The organism is Mycolicibacterium gadium, from assembly GCF_010728925.1.
Classification (GTDB): Bacteria; Actinomycetota; Actinomycetes; order Mycobacteriales; family Mycobacteriaceae; genus Mycobacterium; species Mycobacterium gadium.
On record NZ_AP022608.1, the window covers coordinates 21,933 to 40,205 of the forward strand.

The following is an 18,273-nucleotide window of genomic DNA, read 5'->3' on the forward strand; positions in this document are numbered from 1 at the left end:
GTGACGATGGTCCTGATCGTGGCCGCGATGCCCGGCTGCGGTTGGCGCGGGCTGAACTCACTGTCCCTGCCCGGCACCCAGGGCGCCGGCGCCGGTTCTTTCGTGATTCAGGCACAAATGCCTGACGTCAACAACATTGAGCCGAACTCGCGTGTGCGTGTCGCAGACGTCACGGTCGGCCATGTCACCAAAATCGAGCGCCAGGGCTGGCACGCGCTGCTGACCATGCGCCTGAACGGCGACGTCGACCTGCCCGCAAACGCGACTGCCAAGATCGGCACCACAAGTCTGCTGGGTTCCTTGCACATCGAGCTTGCACCGCCGCCCGGCGAAGCGCCGCGAGGACGGCTGCGCGACGGATCGGTCATCCCGCTGCCGGACGGCGGCGCCTACCCGAGTACCGAACAGACGTTGGCCGCGCTGTCGATGTTGCTCAATGGTGGTGGGCTGGGCCAGGTTCAGGACATCACCGAGGCGTTTTCCACCGCGTTTCGCGGCCGCGAGCAGGACGTGCGGAGCTTGATCACGCAGCTGAGGGAATTCACCGGCCACCTCAACGACCAGACCGGCGACATCATCGCGGCCACCGAGAGCCTCAACCGCCTGGTCGGGAAATTCAGTGCACAGCAGCCGGTTCTGGACCGGGCGTTGGCCACCGTCCCCGACGCGTTGGCGGTGCTCAACTCAGAACGAGACAACCTGGTGCAGGCGGCCGATCAGCTCGGCAAGTTCAGCGCTCTGACCGTGGACACGGTGAATCAGACGAAGGAAAACCTGGTGAAGGAGTTGAGGCAAGTCGGCCCGGTGTTGGAGTCGCTGGCCAACGCCGGGCCCAGCCTGACGCGATCCCTGAGCTTGCTTGCCACCTTCCCGTTTCCGAACGAGACCTTCGAAAACTTTCAACGCGGTGACTATGCCAATCTGACCGCCATCGTCGACCTCACGCTCAGCCGTATCGACCAAGGGATCTTCACCGGCACTCGATGGGAGTGCGATCTGACCTGGCTCGAGTTGCAGTGGGGCCGCACCATCGGTCAGTTCCCCAGCCCCTGCTTGTCTGGTGGCCCGAACGGTCCCGGGAATCCGTTGACGATTCCTTATCGGTGGAATCAGGGCCGCTAACATGCATTTGACCCGACGGGTGAGAATCCAGCTGGCCATCTTCACGATCGTTGCCCTTGCGACGGTGGTGGTGATGGCCCTGCACTTCATCAACCTGCCCGCCATGTTCGGCGTCGGCCGGTACACGGTGACGATGGAACTGCCGAGATCCGGTGGGCTCTATGAATCGGGCAACGTGACCTACCGCGGCACGAAGGTCGGCCGGGTGGAATCGGTGCGTCTGACCGATACCGGCGTGGAGGCGGTGCTGTCGCTGCAATCCGGCATCGACATCCCCTCAGACCTCAAAGCCGAGGTGCACAGTCAATCCGCGATCGGCGAATCCTATGTCTTGCTGTTGCCCCGGAACAGCACCTCGGCGCCGCTGAAGAACGGTGACGTGATCGCCCTCGCTGACTCGTCGGTGCCGCCGGACGTCAACGCTCTGCTCGCCGCGGCGAACACCGGTCTGCAGGCCATACCCCGCGACGACCTCAAGACCGTGATCGACGAGGCCTATACGGCAGTCGGAGGGCTCGGTCCAGAACTGTCGCGTGTGATCGAAGGTGCATCCACGCTGGCGATCGACGCGCGCAAGAATCTCGATCCGCTGACCACGCTGATCGACAAGGCCGATCCGGTGTTGGATTCGCAGACCAACACGTCCGATGCGATCCAGGCGTGGGCGTCCCATGTGGCCACGGTGACCGCCGAATTGAAGACCCACGACGAGGCCGTTGCCGGCGTCATCGTCAAGGGTGGCCCGGCGGCCGCGCAGGTACGGCAACTGGTCGAGCGGCTGCAGCCCACCTTGCCCATCCTGCTGGCCAACCTAGTCCTGTCGGGCCGCGCTCAATCCGACATCGAACAACTCCTCGTGGTGTTTCCCCAAGCCGTTGCGGCGAACCAGGCGGGCATCCTCGCCAACCTCAACACCAAACAGGACTACAAAGGCCAATATCTGAGCTTCAACCTGAACCTCAACCTGCCGCCACCCTGCACCACCGGCTTCTTGCCCGCCCAGCAGCAGCGCGTTGCCGCGTGACAGCGGACGCGTAAAAATCCCCATTGGCGGCCAGCTGATCTCCCCGCTGGCGGTCACGAGATCTCCCCACTGACGGCCCAGCGATTTCCCCGTTGCGGTCGTGTCGTTGCCGGTGATCGGCGGCGGTGTCGGGCTGGCTGTTTGTCGACCAAGTGTGTCGAGGGCGGAAGGCCAGTAAGTGAAAAGCAGTGAGGAGATCATGGAGATTTTGGAGGCGTTCGACTTGACCGGTGGGTACCGCGCCGCGGCCGCGCTGGCCGGTTGTGATCACAAGACGGTGGCCCACTACGTGGCGTTGCGCGACGCCGGGCTCAGCCCGGATGAGCGGCCGCGGCGAGAGATGGCCATTGATCCATTCCTGGACAAGGTCGAGGAGTGGGTGGACCGCTCCAACGGGTTGATCCGCGCCGACGTCGCCCACGACAAGCTGGTCGCGATGGGCTTCGACGGCTCGGAGCGCACCACCCGACGCGCGGTCGCGGCGGTCAAGAAGAGCTGGCGGTCGGGTCATCGCCGGGTGTTTCGGCCGTGGGTGGCCGAGCCGGGGTTGTGGCTGCAGTTCGACTGGGGCCAAGGACCCACCGTCGCGGGCCGGCAGACATTGTTGTTTTGCGCGTGGCTGGCCTGGTCGCGGTTTCGGGTGGTGCTGCCCACCTGGGATCGCACCCTGCCGAGCTTGCTGGGCTGTCTGGACACCACGCTGCGGGTGATCGGCGGGGCACCGACGTATGCGTTGACCGACAACGAGAAAACAGTGACCGTCGAACATGTTGCGCGGGTGCCGATTCGGCATCCCGATGTGGTCGCCGCAGGCCGTCATTACGGGATGACGATCCGCACCTGTGTGCCGGCTGATCCACAAACCAAGGGTGGTTCGGAGGCCACGGTGCGCATCGCCAAGGCCGATCTGGTGCCCACCGAGGCTAATCTGCTGGACGCCTACGCCACTTTCGCTGAACTCCAGCAGGCGTGCCGGGACTTCTGCGAGCAGGTCAATGCCCGCCCGCATCGTGCCACCGGTCGGGTGCCTGCCGAGCTGTTGGTCGAGGAACTCCCGCGGCTGCATGTGCTGCCCGCCCAGCCGGTGGCCCTGGCGTTTGGGCTGACCCGTCGGGTGGGGTGGGACTCCACGATCAGCGTTGAGGGGGTGCGTTATTCGGTGCCGCACCACCATATTGATGAGCGGGTCTGGGTGCGCTGGTGTGGCGAGGAGTTGGTGGTCACCGTCATCGCCGACGGCGGCCGGTCGAGATCGCCCGCCACGCCCGTGGGCAGCGCGGGCGACCGCAGATCCGCGACGAGCATTACCCCAGTGATCATCCGGGCGCCGCGCGCTGCCCGGGGACCGCACCCCACGGGCGGCCAACCCGGCCGAGGCGGCGTTTCTGGCCATCGGCGACGGCGCGGCCGCGTGGCTGGTCGAGGCCGCTGCGGCCGGCGCGTCGCGGGTGCGTTCCAAGATGGCCGAAGCGGTGGCGTTCGCCAAACTGCACGGCGCGGCCGCCGTCGATCAGGCGTTGGGTACCGCGGCGCTGGCCGGCCGCTTCGCCGATGCCGACCTGGCCGCGATCTTGACCCATCAGCAGCACGGGCCGGCCGCCGCGCCGATCCGCGTCAGCGACACCCACAGCCTGCAACCGGGTACCGCCGGCTGGGCCGGGTTCGGTGCGGTGAGCCCGGACGGTGACAAGTGACCGCGACCAACAAGCCGGCGGTGTCGGTCGGATCTGGCGTCGCCGGGCCCTCGGCCCAGACCCTCGAGGAGGTGATCGCGTTGACCCGCCGGCTGCGGATGCCCTATCTGCGCAAAGCCGCCCTCGATGTGGTCCCGACCGCCCGTGCCCAACGCTGGGATCCCGCCGAGGTGCTGCGCGTGCTGCTGGCCGAGGAGATCACCGGCCGCGACGAAGCCACCCTGCGGATACGACGCGCACGCGCGAACTTCCCGGCGGGCAAGACCTTCGCCGTCTGGGACGAGAACCGCTGCTCCATTCCCGCACCCACCCAACAAGCCCTACGTGGCATGGAGTGGGTCGACCGGCGTGAGAACCTGTGCGTGTGCGGGCCCAGCGGGACCGGCAAGAGCCACTTCTGCGAAGCGTTGGGGCAGTTGGCCATCGACACCGGCCGCACCGTGGCCTGGTTTTCCATCGACGAACTCGGCGCCCTGGTGCGCCGTCACCGCGCCGACGACTCGATCACCAAAGCCATGCGCCGCATCACCCGCGTCGATCTGATCATCGTCGACGACATCGGCATGCTGCCCGTCGGCGAGGACGCCGCCGAAGGGTTCTACCGCCTCGTCGATGCCTGCTACGAAACGCGTTCGCTGGCAGTCTCATCGAACCTGCATCCCGCCGGATTCGACGAACTGATGCCCAAGACCCTGGCCACCGCCACCGTCGACCGGCTGCTGCACCACGCCCACGTCTGCGTCACCGAAGGTCAATCGTTCCGGCTCGCTCAAGCCACCACCGGCAAGGGGGTGGCGCCACTGCCCAGCTGAACAAACCGGGGAGATCCCGTGTCCGTCCGTGAGGAGTTTTCATGGCCACCAGCGAGGAGATCTCCTGACCGTCAGTGGGGAGAACTACATGACCGTTGACACCGCGCTCGAGGATTATCCGCAGCGGCCGCCCGGTGACCTCTATTGCCGGATTCCGCAGGATTCGCCGTTCAATGTGCGCGGTGCACGCAACATTCCGTGTGAAACCGTGCCGGGGAAACGCGCGCCGACGGTCAAGTTGTGTGAAAGCGACGAAGCCTTCGTACCGCTCAACGACGGATTCAACTGGAAAGGGGATCCCAACGCGACGGTGTCCGGTCAGCCCATTCCACATTTGCCGCCGGAAGCTGCGCCTCCACCGCCGCCGGCTGCGCCGCCACCGTTCGCTGCGGCCGAATACGATCCCGCGACCGGCAGCTATATCGGGCCAGACGGCCGCCGGTACACGCAATCGGATCTCGCCGAGGGCGCGCCCGAGAACAAGACCTGGCAGACGATGCTGCTGCCACCGGCGAATTGACCAATCGTTCTGGGGGCCCGGGAATCCGGCCGTGTGAACGATGACGAACCGCGGTTCACCTGAGCGTCATGTGGCGTTGAGGCGCCACAGTTGATACGTCCACGGAAGGTCGTAGACGACCACCCAAACCGTGTACGGTGCGAGCGCACAGCTCGATGGACGATCGCTGGAGACCGATGCCTGAAGCAGACTCAGTGGGATCAAGAACGCAATGATCCCCAGGAACGCGTCGCGCGGGCTCCGTCGGCCGAAGAGTAAAACGTTCCACAACTCATTGCAACCGAGCACTGCCATCGCAAGCCGATACGACCGGCGGTCACGTTGAACCACACTGCGATGGACGACGACGCCCATCAAGGCGTAGTAGGCGAGACCGACGATGAAAAAGCCGGGCATCGGCAGTTGCATCGGCGGTCGGCGCAGCGCCAAGAACCGATGCATTGATTTTCCGCCGACGAATGCGTTGCCGATAACGGCTGCCGCGACCACAGGAAGCACAGCCTTGGCCAATCCTGCCCGGCTCACAAGGAGACTTTAACGACCCGATCGACCCAACGGTCCACTTCGTCGGAGTCAGGCCAGGAAAGCTTGTACCGCGTTGGTGATGTCGACCTTGGTGTCGCCGATCCAATAGAGGTGCGTCGGCGCTGTGGTCTCGTAAAGGTGGGCGTGCGGGATCGTTTCGACGAAGTTCTCCGCATGCCGGAACGCCACGCCGCCGTCGTTGCGAGAAGCGGTGACGAGGGTCGGAGGCGTTACCAAGGTCTGGATGTGAGAACGATAAGTGCACAGCCGGTTGTGCGCCTGGCGGAGGTCGTTGAGGAATCCACGGCCGGAGTCCATCGCATTGAACATCGCTCGCGCGGCGCGCAGGTCGGCCTCGGACATTCGCGGCCACCACTGATCATCCGGTAGCCGTGTCAGCGACTTCATCATGAGCTTCAGCCCGGCATCGCGTGCCACGAGCCGGCGGATAGCGGCCCACGTGGCCTTCTGCGCCGCGGGACCGAAGACCAGCGGCGCGGCGACGCGTTCGAACCAGGCGTCCGGAAAAGGCAGCGCCGAGGGTGCGCAACTGTGCAGGATCAGCTTTGGAGCCAGCTCAGGTGAGGAGACGGCGGTGTGGATGGCCTGCAAGCCGCCGAAGGAGATGCCAACGGCCGCGGCTGCCTTCTGAACTCCCAAAAGCCGGCAGGTTTCAACGACAAGCGTCGTGAACTCGGCGGCGGTCAGTGGGCCGACGTCGGTGCGACCGTACCCGGGCCGCGAAAAGCACAACACTCCATGTCCGAGTCGGGTGTAAATGTCTTCCCCGATCGGGGTCACCGCGGTCGTGTGCCCGCCCGGGAACAGCAGCACCGGCGGCTTCTCTGCGGGCGTATATCCGACTTCGACAGCCCCTCCACTGGTGACCACGATCTGCCTCGTCAGCACCACCGTGCCCATAATGGCGGCCTACGGCCTCACAAGCCATACCTTGCGCAAACCAATGCAGCTTCGCTCATGGCCGCGGGCGCGCGTCGAGTGTCACCGGGCTAGACGATGTCCGTCACGATGCGGAGTGCGCCCGACGGGCACATCCTGACGGCGTTGCGAACGACGTTCTCCTCGCCGGCGGACACATGATCGGAGGCTAGCACCACGATGCCGTCCTCGTCCTGATCGAAGGTCTTGTCGGCTGTCATCACGCAAACCCCTGCGGCCATGCAGATCTCGCGGTCGCCCGCGATTCTCATCGGGCGAACGCCTGCAGGGTGAGGGCCGAGTTCATGAAGTCGCGGAAGTAGAGCCAGCGACCGGCGCGCAGCGTGATGATGTGCGCGAACTCCGACTCCCATTCGTAACCCGTGTCCAGGCGCCGAAATTTCTGGCGGCCCCACGTCGCCAGCTCGTCGCCCTGGGCGATGAACTTCCAGGCCTCCATCTCGGTGATGGCGATCGACTCCCCAACCCTGGTGAAGAACGTCACGGCCTCGTCGAAGCCGCGGTAGTCACCCGCGTAGGGAATCCCGTCGGTTCCGTAGTAGGTGATGCGCACCTCGGGATCCAGTAGATCCAGAGCCGTTTGGAGATCACCCGCGGGCACCGCGGCGTAGATGGTTTTCGTCGTCGCGATATTGGTTGACTCGTTGGGGGTCATGACAAGTGAAGGGGGAGGCGGACATAGGCGTGGGTCAGCAGGCTGGCGGTCTGCTTGGTGCCGGGGTCGTCGGTAAGCGTGATCGTCTGATACCGATCGAGCACCGCGTTCACCACCGCGACGACTTCCAGGCGGGCAAGTGACGCGCCAAGGCAGAAGTGCAGACCGTGTCCCATCGACAGCTGCTGGCGGATGTTGGGCCGGTCCATGTCGAATTTGTTGGGGTATGGAAAGACCTCTGGGTCTCGATTGGCGGACCCGAAAAACAATGCGACCCAGTCGCCTTTGCGGATCAGCTTGCCGCCGACCTCGACATCGCGGGTGGCGATGCGAAACAGGCGTTGAGGCGGTCCGTCTATGCGCATCGCCTCTTCGACGAAGACGTTCACCAGTGTGCGATCGTCGCGCATGCGCGCGGTGATGTCGGGCTGGCGCGCCATCGCATGCAGCAGATTGCCGATCAGGAAGGTCGTGGTCTCACTACCTGCGACTACCAGCGTCACACAGAATCGAACGATCTCCTCGGGGGTGAGGCGCTGCCCATCGACGGCGGCACGCAGCAGCGCGGAGATGAGGTCCTCGGCGTCCTCGACGTCGTCGGTGGGCGTGCGCTCCGCCAACCGCGCCGTGTGCTCGGCAAGCCGCGTGGCGAATGCAGTCACCATCTCCTCATTGCTCGCGATGCGCTCCTCGGGTGTGAGCGACGACGAGAGCATGAACGCGTTGGCCCACTTCTTGAATCGGACGTGGTCGCCGTCGGGCAAACCCAACAGCCGCACCATCGCGCGGGTGGGAATCTCGGCGGCGAACTCCATCACCTCGACGTCGCCGTCGCCGAGCTCGACGAGCAGGCGTGGCACCAGTTCGTTCAGCCAGCCCTCCAGTCGTTTGACCCGCCGCGGTGAGAACGCCTGGCTGACCAGTTTCCGTTCGACTTCGTGCTTGGGCGGGTCGGTGTTGACGAGCATGAGACTCGGCGCCGACGACGCCTCCTGCAGGGGATCCCGCGACGAGAACGTCGCGCTGTCCCTGGCCGCCTCGAAGATCTGGTCGTAGCGGAACAGCGCCCACGCTGTGACGGGTTCGTCGGCGCCGGGGATGGTTCCCGGCGGCCAGTCGCGGTAGCCGGGCACGGGTGACAGCGCGCGGAGCTGGTCATACAGCGGATACGGATTGGCGATGCCCTGGGGGGTGGTCAGCAGTTCGAGGGCCGAAACGGTCGTGGATGACATGGCAATTAGCCTCTGCCAGCCATCGGAGCAAATCGATCCCCCGATGGGGAGGACTCCTGCCCCCTTATGAGGTGAATTGCCGGTTCCCACCCCTCCCGGGCGCCGATCGGAGGACAGTCTCCATTGTGAGTGTTGTCAGCGAGAAACCCGATACGCCCGCGCTCGGAACGCTGATCGACGGTGATCACCCGGGCTGGGCGTCGCGCCCCGCCAAGGACACCGAGGCTGCGCGCCGTTACCGAGAGGCATTTCAGGGCTGCGAGATCGACCCGGCCGAGGATCCCATCGCGGTGGTGGCAGAGGCGGTCGATGCCAAGGCGACCCTCGTACGCAACGCGCTGGAGGGGCTCGGTGACGAGGACGCAATCAATGCGCTCGAAGCGGTGCTCGACCTGGCCTCACTCGAGCGTGAATTGATCGAGGACGGGGCGCGACGGCGTACCTTCGCGCTGTTGGCTGTGCAGGAGGCACTGAGCAAGCTGCGCGTCGTGGACGACGTCGCGACGATCGTCGACCGTGCGCCACGCGAGCTGGTCGAATCGTGTGGCTTCGATCGCGCCGTGCTCTTCCGTGTCCACGAGGGCCGGATGGTGATGGAGGCAGCCTATTTCGGCGACGACAGCGAAGGGGCCGAGAAGATGGTCACTTTCGCCCAGTCGGTGGCGCCCCCGCTGAACCACATGCTGCTCGAAACGCAGATGATCCGCCGCCGCGCCCCGGCGATTGTGCGTGATGCCCGCAACGATCCACGCGTCAACCGGCCGATCGTCGACTTCTCGCTGACTCATTCTTATGTGGCTGCACCGGTGATGCCGACCGGCAAGGTGATCGGGTTCCTGCACGCCGACCGGCTCTACTCGGGACGCCTCGTCGACGAGATCGATCGAGACACGGTGTGGGCGTTCGCGGAAGGCTTCGGCTATGCGTACGAACGCACCGTCCTCCTCGAGCGCATGCGCCGTCAGCGCGCAGAGGTCAGGCGCGCGTTGGCGTCGGCGGACGAGGCGGCCCGTGCGCTGCAGGACGCCGATTTGGACCTCGCCAAGATCGAGCCGGTCGAACGCAGCCCGGCGGCGCAGTCACTCGCCGAGGTGCAGACGCGGGTGATGGCGATCCTGACCCGACGCGAAATCGAGGTGCTTCGTCTGATGGCGGCCGGCCGCACCAATCAGCAGATCGCCGACGAACTCGTGATCTCCGCCGGCACGGTGAAGTCCCACGTCAAACGAGTGCTGCGCAAGCTGCACGCCACCAACCGCGCGGAGGCAGCCTCGGCGTACGTGCGGCTGGCGAGTGTGCCGGCCCTCGGCGGTTAGCGGGGGTCCATTCCGGCGGCTCGGTACGCGGCGTCGACGTAAGCCATGTTCTCCACCGCGTCGGTGTTGTCCACCGGCAGTGGTGCGCCGCGCAGGACGTGCGCGGCGAACGCCTCCAATTGATAGGTGTAGGACGTGCGGGTGCCCAGCTGTTCGACCGTGGTGCCCACAGGCGTCCGAATGGTGACCCGATCGTCGTCCTGAGGTTTGATGAAGTTGTGCACCAAGACATCTCCTTCAGCGCCGAAGATCTGGATCGTGAACGAGTAACTCTCGCCCACCATCGAATTGATACTCAAGCCCGTTGCGCCGCTGGGGAAGGCGAGCTCGATGTCACACCGTGCGTCGATTCCCGCACTGTGCTCCTTCGCGCTTGCCCGCACAATCGACGGACGACCCAACTGACGCATGACGTGTAGCCCGTAGCAGCCGAGATCCATCAACGCGCCGCCGGCCAACTCGAGCGACCACCTCGGATCCCCGACGGCAGGCTCGGGCATCGCCATGCGCACCTCGACATGTGTGATGTCACCGAGGGCGCCATCACCGGCGAACTCCAGAGCTCGCCGCGTCACGGGGTGGTACAGGTAATGGAAGGCCTCCACCACAGGGACACCTGCATTCTCGGCGGCCGCGGCGACTTGCTCTGCCTCAATCCGGTTGCGGGCAAACGGCTTTTCGGTGAGCACCGGCTTGCCTGCCGCAACCGCCGCGAGATTCCACGGCGCATGCAGCGCGTTCGCCAACGGGTTGTAGACGACGTCGACCTCGGGGTCGTTGATCACGTCCTGGTAAGACGGCACGACTCGCTCAACGCCGTACTTGTCGGCAAAAACCTGCGCGCGCTGCGGATCGCGTGCGGCCACCGCGACCAGTCGGTGCCCCAGCTCGTGTGCTGGCCCGACGATCGCAGGTTCGGCGATGCGGGAGGCCCCGAGCACGCCGATGCGCAGGCTCATACCCTCACGCGGCCACTGACCTCGTGCATGAAAGCCACGCTGGTCCGCACGTCGCGTACGGGTCCCTCGTCGGTGGGTTCACCGTCGAGGATCGTGTCCTGTTCCATGACGAACCAGCCGTCGAATCCGTTGGCGCCCAGTGCAGTCACGATGCCCGCGATATCGATGTCGCCCGCGCCGAGCGGGGTGTACATGCCGGCGCGCACCGCCTCGGTGTAGGTGAGTTCCCCGGCCTGAACGCGAGCGGCGAGCGCCGCGTCGACGTCCTTGAGATGCGCGTGCGCGATCCTGCCGGGTACCTGCAGAGTCAGGGCAAGTGGATCCGTCCCGCCGATCAGCAGATGGCCGGTGTCCAGACACAGCTTGATGGTCGAACCCCGCAGCACCCGGTCGACGTCGCCGCGCGTCTCGACCATGGTCCCGACGTGTGGATGCAGGACGGCGAGTGCACCGCGGTCGGCGGCCGCAGCGGCGAGCCGGTCGAGATTGGCCAGCAGCGTGGCCCATTGGCTGTCGTCGAGCGTCGGCCTGGAGTCATAACCGTCGGCACCCGTCGCCGCGGCGAGCACGAGAACGTCGGCGTCGCATGCGATCAGCGCGTCTAGCGGGCCCGCGATATCGGCGAGCGGGTCGTAGCCGGGGTCATGCAGCAGCACGGGCACGAACATGCCGACACAGCTGAGACCGTTCGACGCGAGCAGGGCGGTCAATTCCTCGGGGTCCGATGGCAGGAAGCCCTCGGGACCCAACTCGGTGGCGGACAGGCCGACATCGCGCATCTCGGTGAGCACCCGCTCGGCGCCGAGCTGGTGACCCCACCCGGGTACCTCGCATACCCCCCACGAAATCGGTGCACCGGCGATCTTCAGAGATTTCATCGTGATCTCACTTCCTTGATGCTCACCGGCACGCGGCGCTGCAGCGACTCGGTCGCCGCTTCGGCCAGCCACGCGACCTCGACCGCGTCGGCCACCGTGCATGCCGGGGCGGCGCTTCCGTTGACCACATCCACGAACGCGCTGAGCTCCGCACGGAACGCCTCGGTGAAGCGGTCCATGAAGAAGTGGTGCGCCGGTCCCTCAGGAAAGCTGTTGCCGGGGTCGACATTTCGCACCGGAACTCCCTGATCCCAGCCGGCAACCACCGTGTCCTGAAAGCCATGCACTTCGAGACGGCAGTCGTAGCCGTGTGCGTTGTAGCGCGCCGCCGACACCACCCCGAGCGTGCCGCTTTCGAAGGTGACGACCACGGCGGCGGTGTCCACATCGCCGAACTCGGCGAACTTCGGGTCTCCTTGGACGCTGCCGGTGGCGTACACCTCGACGGCCTGCTGGCCGGTGATCCAGCGGATCACGTCGAAATCGTGCACGGCGCAGTCGCGGAAGATGCCGCCCGAACCGGCGATGTACTCCATCGGCGGGGGAGCCGGGTCCATCGTCGTGCTGCGCACGGTGTGCAGGGCGCCCAGCGAGCCGTCGTCGACCGAGCGCTTGGCCGCGGCGAAGGCGGCGTCGAACCGTCGCTGATAACCGACCTGGACCGCAACACCCGACCGCGCGATCACGTCGGCAACCCGCGCGCTCTCGGCCGCCGTCGAGGCGATCGGCTTCTCGCAGAATGTGGGCAGGCCGCGCTCGACTGCGGCCAGCGTCAGCTCGGCATGTGCGGGTGTTGCGGCGGACACGACGACCCCGTCCACTCCGGACGCCAACAGGGTATCGACCGAATCAACGGCTTTCGCACCGTGTTTGGCGGCGACGGCCGCGGTGACGTCGGCCCGCTCGTCGGTGACTACCAACCCGTCGATGCTGTCGAGGCCCGAGAGGGTTTCGGTGTGGAACGCGCCGATGCGGCCCAGTCCGATGACGCCGAGCGTGGTCATGGCATTCTCCGTTCTTGTTGGGCGCGCAGTACGACGTCGAGTTCGTCGGCGCTGAGGTTCGACTCCAGCGCAGCCAGTACCGAGTCGACCTGACTCGGTGGGGCGAGGCGGCCGATGGGTTGATCGCTGTCGAGGCTGGTGGGGAACGCGTAGCCCTCCGCGGTGGCGACCACCGCGTTGTGCAGGTCGCGCCGCGGGCGTCCAGCAGCCTTCATCGCGAGCAGTGCGGGGTAGATCGCGCGGACCATCGCCGTGCGGTCCAGCGCCTCCATCGCCCGGCCGAACGGCGAGGACACCTGAAGCAGGTTCGCGATCCGGCGGATATCACTCGAAACATTAGCTCCCGCACCGTGATACAGCGCCGGGTTGAAGAACACCGCATCACCCTTGTTCAGTGGCAACTGCACGTGATGGTCGGCGAAGAACTGCACGAAGTCGGGCCGATTGAAGGCGATGTAGCCTCCCGCGAACCGCTGCGAATGGGGCAGCAGCATCGTGGGGCCGCTTTCCACCGGCATATCGCAGTGGGCGACGGCGCCCTGCAGCGTGAGTACCGGTGAGGTCCGGTGCAGATGCGCGGGATATTGCGCAAGGTGCTCGTCGGGGACGAAGCCGAGGTGAAAGTCGCGGTGCGGAACCTGGGCGTTGCCAGCGGGATTGACGACGTTCACCTGAGAGGTGACCTGGTAGCGGGGACCCAGCCAGGCCTGGCAGACGATGGCGAGGGTGTCGTTCGCGTAGTACTCGGCAAACACATCCGGCGCGTGCAGCGCGAGCTTCTGGGCGGCATTCCAGATTCGGTCGTTGGCACCGGGCCTGCCGAAGTGGTCGCCCGCGGCCGTGCCCGCCTCGCGCTGCGCGGCGATGATCGCGAAGAAGCCCTCGTTCGCGCGGTCGACGAGGTCGGGGGAGAAGGCGCTTTCGAACAGCACGACTCCCGGCCCGTCGGTGAGTGCGCGGATCAACTCCGCCTGCAGCTCGCGCCGGTCGCCGTCGGCCACCGCAGCCGCCGAGTACACCAGCACGTTGCCCCGCACACCGGTGGCGTTCGGGTAGTCGGCGGGGTCGGTGTCGCGGAGCACCTGTGTCCGGAAGTCGTCGATCCGGCATTCGGACTCGCCGATCCACGGCGGGTCTGTCGTCCTCACTGGTGCGGCCATGCAGTTAGTCTTGCTGTGATACTCGCCGCAATCAACGCCAGAAATCCATCAAAAACACCTCAGGAAGATCGATGCCCCACCGGTACAAGATCCGCGAGATCGCCCAGCAGTCGGGGCTGAGCGAGGCGACTGTCGATCGGGTCCTCAACCAACGGCCCGGCGTCCGCGCGAATACCAGGGCCGAAGTCGAACAGGCGATCGCGGATCTCGACAAGCAGCGAGCCCAGTTGCGCCTCAACGGCCGCCGCTACCTCATCGACGTCGTGATGCAGACGCCGGAGCGGTTCTCCGATGCGTTTCGCTCAGCCATCGAGGCCGAGCTGCCCGCGTTCGCGCCCGCCGCGCTGCGCGCCCGCTTCCATCTGTGGGAGTCCGGGTCGACGGACCAGATGGTGGAGGCGCTCGGCCGCATCAAGGGCAGCCACGGCGTCGTGCTCAAGGCCCAGGACGACCCCGCGGTGGCCGAGGCCGTCGACCGCCTGGTCGAAGGCGGTGTGCCGGTGGTGACGTACACGACCGACATCCCAGCGAGCGCGCGCTGTGCATACGTGGGCATCGACAACCACGGTGCCGGAGTCACGGCCGCCTATCTGATGCGGGAGTGGCTGGGGTCGGCGCCGTCGGACATCCTCATCACGCTGAGCCGCGCGGTGTTCCGCGGCGAGGGTGAGCGCGAGGTCGGCTTCCGCTCGGCGATGCGCGGTACCGGCCGCACGATCGTGGAAGTCAGCGAAAGCGACGGGCTGGATTCGACGAACGAGCGGTTGGTTCTCCAGGCGCTCGAGCGCCATCCAGAGGTCGGAGCCGTCTATTCGGTCGGGGGTGGCAACACCGCGACGATCGCGGCCTTCGAACGATTAGGGCGGGTGTGCAGGGTTTTCGTCGCCCATGATTTGGACGTCGACAACAGAGCGCTCCTGCGTGACGGGCGCATTTCGGTCGTCCTGCACAACGATCTTCGCGCCGACGCGCGCCTGGCGATGCGGCTCATACTCCAACAGCAAGGCGCGTTGCCGGTCGAGCCGGCGCGGCCGGTGCCGATCCAGGTCATCACGCCCTACAACTTGCCGCCCTAGGGGTCGCGCGGGTGCTAGCACCGGGCTACTGATCGGTAGCAATTTCCTTATTAATGACACTCAGTGCCACGTGACGCAAAACACATTTCTGTCTCACCGCGGGCATCGGTATACGCCCTGATCAGGGCGTTCGCTTGGTGGTTACCTGTGGGTACCCCGCGAGTCGCGTGAAGGGCGGCCTAAGAGAAGTGCCATAATCGGTACTGCCAGTGACATCAATTTTCTGTGGACGTCCAACGACGGCGCGACGCTTGCACCGCGACTCCGAGGATGTTCGCCGGAATGGCTTGACTCAGGACGGAAGGCGGTCGCAGTGGGGGCCAACGGCAACGGGGCCAACCCGGGCACCAGACAGAAGCTCGAAAAGGTCGTCATTCGTTTCGCGGGCGACTCCGGTGACGGCATGCAGCTCACTGGTGACCGCTTCACCTCCGAGGCTGCGCTCTTCGGCAATGACCTTGCGACGCAACCGAATTACCCCGCGGAGATCCGCGCACCACAGGGCACGCTGCCCGGGGTGTCGTCCTTCCAGATCCAGATCGCCGACTACGACATCCTGACCGCGGGCGACCGCCCCGACGTTCTCGTCGCGATGAACCCCGCCGCGCTGATGGCCAACGTTTCCGACCTGCCCCGCGGTGGGCTGATCATCGCCAACTCGGACGAATTCACCAAGCGCAATCTCGCGAAAGTCGGCTACGAGGGCAATCCGCTGGAGAACGACGACCTGTCCGACTACGTCGTGCAGGCGGTGCCGATGACCACGCTGACGCTGGGTGCGGTCGAGGAGATCGGCGCATCGAAGAAGGACGGCCAGCGCGCCAAGAACATGTTCGCTCTCGGTCTGCTGTCGTGGATGTACGGTCGTGAGCTCGAGCACAGCGAGGCGTTCATCCGGGACAAGTTCGCCCGCAAGCCCGACATCGCCGAGGCCAACGTGCTGGCCTTGAAGGCCGGCTGGAATTACGGCGAAACCACCGAGGCGTTCGCGGGCAGTGTCTACGAGGTCGCGCCCGCCAAGCTCAAGAGCGGTGAGTACCGCCAGATTTCGGGCAACACGGCGCTGGCCTACGGGATTGTGGCGGCGGGCCATCTGAGTGATCTGCAGGTGGTGCTCGGCACCTACCCGATCACCCCGGCGTCGGACATCCTGCACGAGCTGTCCAAGCACAAGAACTTCAACGTGCTGACCTTCCAGGCCGAAGACGAGATCGCCGGTATCGGTGCGGCCATCGGCGCGTCGTACGGCGGTGCGCTGGGCGTCACCAGCACCTCCGGACCCGGCATCTCACTGAAGTCGGAGGCCATGGGTCTCGCGGTGATGACCGAGCTGCCGCTGATCGTCATCGACGTGCAACGCGGCGGCCCCTCGACGGGTCTGCCGACCAAGACCGAACAGGCCGATCTGCTGCAGGTGCTCTTCGGGCGCAACGGCGAATCGCCGGTGGCGGTGGTGGCGCCGAGGTCCCCGTCGGACTGCTTCGACGTCGCCGTCGAGGCCGTCCGCATCGCCATCAACTACCACACTCCCGTGATCATCCTGTCCGACGGCGCGATCGCGAACGGCTCTGAGCCGTGGCAGATTCCGGACGTCAGCGCCTACGAGAAGATCGAGCACACCTTCGCCAAGACGGGTGAGCCCTTCCAGCCGTACGCGCGGGATCCGGAGACGCTGGCGCGCCAGTTTGCGGTGCCGGGCACTCCAGGCCTCGAGCACCGCATCGGCGGGCTGGAAGCGGCCAACGGCTCGGGCAACATCTCCTACGAGCCGAAGAACCACGACCTGATGGTGCGGCTGCGCCAAGCCAAGGTCGACGGCATCACCGTGCCGGACCTCGAGGTCGACGACCCGACCGGCGACGCGGAGCTGTTGATGCTCGGCTGGGGGAGCAGCTACGGCCCCATCGGCGAAGCCTGCCGTCGCGCGCGGCGTAAGGGCATCAAGGTGGCCCAGGCGCACCTGCGCAATCTGAGCCCCTTCCCCGCCAACTTGGGCGAGGTGCTGCGGCGCTACCCCAACGTGGTGTTGCCGGAGATGAACCTCGGCCAGCTGGCGCTGCTGCTGCGCGGCAAGTACCTGGTCGACATACAGTCCGTGACCAAGGTCGAGGGTATGGCGTTCCTTGCCGACGAGGTGGAAGGCATCATCGATGCCGCGCTCGACGGAACGTTGGGCGACAAGGAAATTGACAAGGCCAAATTCGCGCGGCTCGCTGCGGCCACCATTGAGGCTGAAGCAACCGAAACTGGCGTGGGAGCAATCGCATGACCGACCTGATTGGTGCAGATCTCGGACTGACGGCTGGAACCAGCCTGGTCCCGACGACCGACGAGCCGCAGAAGTCGAAGGACTTCACCAGCGACCAGGAAGTCCGCTGGTGCCCCGGCTGCGGCGACTACGTCATCCTCAACACCATCCGCAACTTCCTGCCCGAGCTGGGTCTGCGTCGCGAGAACATTGCGTTCGTCAGCGGTATCGGCTGCTCTAGCCGTTTCCCGTACTACCTGCAGACTTACGGATTCCACTCGATCCACGGCCGCGCGCCGACGATCGCGACGGGACTGGCGCTGGCCCGCCAAGATCTGTCGGTGTGGGTCGTCACCGGTGACGGCGACGCGCTGTCGATCGGCGGCAACCATCTGATCCATGCGTTACGTCGCAACGTCAATCTGACGATCCTGCTGTTCAACAACCGGATCTACGGTCTGACCAAGGGGCAGTACTCGCCGACGTCAGAGACGGGCAAGGTCACCAAGTCGACCCCGATGGGCTCCCTCGACTACCCGTTCAATCCAGTGTCGTTGGCGCTCGGTGCCGAGGCGACTTTCGTTGGCCGCGCTCTGGACTCCGACCGCAAGGGCCTGTCCGAGGTGCTTCGTGGCGCTGCCGAGCACCGCGGTGCCGCGCTCGTCGAGATCATGCAGGACTGCCCGATCTTCAACGACGGCTCGTTCGACGCGCTGCGAAAGGAAGGCGCCGAAGAGCGGCTCATCAACCTGACCCACGGCGAGCCGATCACCTTCGGCGGTGATGGCGAATACTGCGTCGTCAAGTCGGGCTACGGGCTCGAGGTCGCCAAGACTGCCGATGTGTCGGCTGACGAGATCGTCGTCCACGACGCGCAGTTGGAGGATCCGGCGTACGCGTTCGCGCTGTCGCGGCTCTCCGAGCAGAACCTCGACCACATGGTGATGGGGATCTTCCGGAAGGTCAGCAAGCCGACCTACGACGACGCCGCCCGCCAGCAGGTCGCCGCGGCGCGCGATGCCAAGCCGCACGACACGGCCGCGTTGCAGTCGCTGCTCCGGGGCAAAGACACCTGGACCGTCGACTAA

At 65.8% G+C, this 18,273-nt stretch carries 15 protein-coding genes and 3 pseudogenes; 9 read left to right on the forward strand and 9 right to left on the reverse strand.

Annotation, left to right across the window (positions count from 1 at the left end):
- Window positions 1–6: 6 nt before the first annotated feature.
- From G6N36_RS00110 to G6N36_RS00130, 5 genes and pseudogenes are all read left to right on the forward strand, one after another.
- Window positions 7–1,122 (forward strand): virulence factor Mce family protein, encoded by a 1,116-nt coding sequence (locus G6N36_RS00110; protein WP_163690266.1) that lies wholly within the window; start codon window positions 7–9, stop codon window positions 1,120–1,122.
- A gap of 1 nt (window position 1,123) precedes the next feature.
- A pseudogene (locus G6N36_RS00115) lies at window positions 1,124–2,137 on the forward strand (MCE family protein); the annotation flags it as partial.
- Between the two features lie 187 nt (window positions 2,138–2,324).
- A pseudogene (istA, locus tag G6N36_RS00120) lies at window positions 2,325–3,840 on the forward strand (IS21 family transposase).
- Window positions 3,841–3,911: 71 nt separating this feature from the next.
- The gene (gene istB, locus G6N36_RS00125; RefSeq protein WP_372512369.1) at window positions 3,912–4,652 is read left to right on the forward strand and encodes an IS21-like element helper ATPase IstB; all 741 of its coding nucleotides are present in this window, start codon (window positions 3,912–3,914) and stop codon (window positions 4,650–4,652) included.
- Between the two features lie 109 nt (window positions 4,653–4,761).
- Window positions 4,762–5,172: pseudogene (locus G6N36_RS00130) on the forward strand (MCE family protein); the annotation flags it as partial.
- A 66-nt stretch (window positions 5,173–5,238) separates the two neighbouring features.
- On the opposite strand, the gene G6N36_RS00135 reads toward G6N36_RS00130, so the two are convergent.
- From G6N36_RS00135 to G6N36_RS00155, 5 genes are all read right to left on the reverse strand, one after another.
- On the reverse strand, window positions 5,239–5,697 hold the full coding sequence (locus G6N36_RS00135) for a TspO/MBR family protein (RefSeq protein ID WP_163683924.1): 459 nt from the start codon (window positions 5,695–5,697) through the stop codon (window positions 5,239–5,241).
- Between the two features lie 48 nt (window positions 5,698–5,745).
- Window positions 5,746–6,609, reverse strand: a complete 864-nt coding sequence (locus G6N36_RS00140; RefSeq protein ID WP_163683926.1) for an alpha/beta fold hydrolase — start codon at window positions 6,607–6,609, stop codon at window positions 5,746–5,748.
- A gap of 98 nt (window positions 6,610–6,707) precedes the next feature.
- Window positions 6,708–6,908, reverse strand: coding sequence for a ferredoxin (locus G6N36_RS00145; RefSeq protein WP_163683928.1), 201 nt, complete (start codon window positions 6,906–6,908; stop codon window positions 6,708–6,710).
- Window positions 6,905–7,312 carry a nuclear transport factor 2 family protein gene (locus G6N36_RS00150; RefSeq protein ID WP_179964683.1) on the reverse strand — a complete coding sequence of 136 codons (408 nt, stop codon included), beginning with the start codon at window positions 7,310–7,312 and terminating at the stop codon, window positions 6,905–6,907. Before G6N36_RS00150 ends, G6N36_RS00145 begins: the two co-directional genes overlap by 4 nt.
- Window positions 7,309–8,544 carry a cytochrome P450 gene (locus tag G6N36_RS00155; RefSeq protein ID WP_163683930.1) on the reverse strand — a complete coding sequence of 412 codons (1,236 nt, stop codon included), beginning with the start codon at window positions 8,542–8,544 and terminating at the stop codon, window positions 7,309–7,311. Before G6N36_RS00155 ends, G6N36_RS00150 begins: the two co-directional genes overlap by 4 nt.
- A 125-nt stretch (window positions 8,545–8,669) precedes the next feature.
- Between G6N36_RS00155 and G6N36_RS00160 the strand changes: the two genes are divergently transcribed.
- A complete protein-coding gene (locus G6N36_RS00160) occupies window positions 8,670–9,860 on the forward strand; it encodes a LuxR C-terminal-related transcriptional regulator (RefSeq protein ID WP_372512248.1) in 1,191 nt (396 codons plus the stop codon).
- Here G6N36_RS00160 and G6N36_RS00165 read toward each other — a convergent pair.
- Genes G6N36_RS00165 through G6N36_RS00180 form a run of 4 tightly spaced genes read right to left on the reverse strand, consistent with a single transcriptional unit; the run spans window position 9,857 to window position 13,861 of the window.
- Window positions 9,857–10,819, reverse strand: a complete 963-nt coding sequence (locus G6N36_RS00165) for a Gfo/Idh/MocA family protein (protein WP_163683932.1) — start codon at window positions 10,817–10,819, stop codon at window positions 9,857–9,859. The genes G6N36_RS00160 and G6N36_RS00165 overlap by 4 nt on opposite strands.
- Window positions 10,816–11,697 (reverse strand): sugar phosphate isomerase/epimerase family protein, encoded by an 882-nt coding sequence (locus G6N36_RS00170; RefSeq protein ID WP_163683934.1) that lies wholly within the window; start codon window positions 11,695–11,697, stop codon window positions 10,816–10,818. The genes G6N36_RS00165 and G6N36_RS00170 overlap by 4 nt, the downstream gene beginning before the upstream one ends.
- Window positions 11,694–12,701 (reverse strand): Gfo/Idh/MocA family protein, encoded by a 1,008-nt coding sequence (locus tag G6N36_RS00175; RefSeq protein ID WP_163683936.1) that lies wholly within the window; start codon window positions 12,699–12,701, stop codon window positions 11,694–11,696. Before G6N36_RS00175 ends, G6N36_RS00170 begins: the two co-directional genes overlap by 4 nt.
- A complete protein-coding gene (locus G6N36_RS00180; protein ID WP_163683938.1) occupies window positions 12,698–13,861 on the reverse strand; it encodes a phytanoyl-CoA dioxygenase family protein in 1,164 nt (387 codons plus the stop codon). The genes G6N36_RS00175 and G6N36_RS00180 overlap by 4 nt, the downstream gene beginning before the upstream one ends.
- 71 nt (window positions 13,862–13,932) lie before the next feature.
- Here G6N36_RS00180 and G6N36_RS00185 point away from each other — a divergent pair, with 71 nt between their 5' ends.
- The 3 genes from G6N36_RS00185 (at window position 13,933) to G6N36_RS00195 (ending at window position 18,273) form a co-directional block, all read left to right on the forward strand.
- On the forward strand, window positions 13,933–14,937 hold the full coding sequence (locus tag G6N36_RS00185) for a LacI family DNA-binding transcriptional regulator (RefSeq protein WP_163683940.1): 1,005 nt from the start codon (window positions 13,933–13,935) through the stop codon (window positions 14,935–14,937).
- Window positions 14,938–15,250: 313 nt separating this feature from the next.
- Window positions 15,251–17,206 (forward strand): 2-oxoacid:acceptor oxidoreductase subunit alpha, encoded by a 1,956-nt coding sequence (locus tag G6N36_RS00190; RefSeq protein WP_163683942.1) that lies wholly within the window; start codon window positions 15,251–15,253, stop codon window positions 17,204–17,206.
- Window positions 17,203–18,273: a 2-oxoacid:ferredoxin oxidoreductase subunit beta gene (locus G6N36_RS00195; RefSeq protein WP_083125193.1), complete on the forward strand. Its 1,071-nt coding sequence runs from the start codon at window positions 17,203–17,205 to the stop codon at window positions 18,271–18,273. Before G6N36_RS00190 ends, G6N36_RS00195 begins: the two co-directional genes overlap by 4 nt.